The sequence below is a fragment of the Photobacterium chitinilyticum genome (assembly GCF_004104355.1).
Classification (GTDB): domain Bacteria; phylum Pseudomonadota; class Gammaproteobacteria; order Enterobacterales; family Vibrionaceae; genus Photobacterium; species Photobacterium chitinilyticum.
This window is the reverse complement of the sequence record NZ_RJLM01000111.1, coordinates 1-751: the sequence shown is the minus strand read 5'-3', so window position 1 is coordinate 751 and position 751 is coordinate 1. Positions and strand designations below refer to the sequence as shown.

The 751-nt window shown below is 47.7% G+C and carries 1 tRNA gene; it reads right to left on the bottom strand.

Annotated elements, in window-relative coordinates:
* Positions 1-52 precede the first annotated feature (52 nt).
* Positions 53-126, bottom strand: a tRNA-Asn gene (locus EDI28_RS28180).
* Positions 127-751: the final 625 nt, after the last annotated feature.

Sequence of the window (751 nt, the reverse complement as noted above, 5' to 3'; positions counted from 1 at the left end):
TGTGACGAAGCGAGTGTTGATGTTGTTGATGTGTTTCGTCAGAAGTGGGAAGCGCCTCCRGGTGGGCTCRAACCAMCAACCTTTCGGTTAACAGCCGAACGCGCTAACCGGTTGCGCCACGGAGGCGACATTCGTCGACCCCACACAGACCATACCACAACACAATACCAACTCACATCGCACACAACAACCAGCAACAAAACAAACACAATCACTAGCATGACCACCATTACACAAACACTGWCACCAACTACAATACCAATTTCACACCACCAACACCAACACCAACACCAACACCACCACTAATCACCCACTCATCTAGTTCAGAATGCAGTCGAATCAGTCAGAGATTTGTTCCGACGAGTTTTGCATCGGTCTACATCGACACTGACTGGTCGTCAGGCAGTTGCATGGTAGACGTTTGAGTCCCTTGTTGGCAATATTCTGGTGATGAATTGCACTCGTGTGTCTTGTTCCCTATGTCCACATAGTGCGATCAGTTCGGTGATGATTGAGGAGCGTGTTTGCACGGAGAATTGGTTGGTATTCGCCAACTGCGTTGTCAAACAACATAGTGGAATTTCGAGTCTGACAGTTGATCAATTCAACGCGTCAAATGTGTTGTGGGTGAGAATGAGGTGATCAGGGAGTGAGTGCGTGAGTTAGGACGTGTGGAATGTGTGAAGAGAGTGTTTGACACAGTGGTGTATATGTATAGTGTAAATTCGAATGGAGTGTGGTGGAATTGACG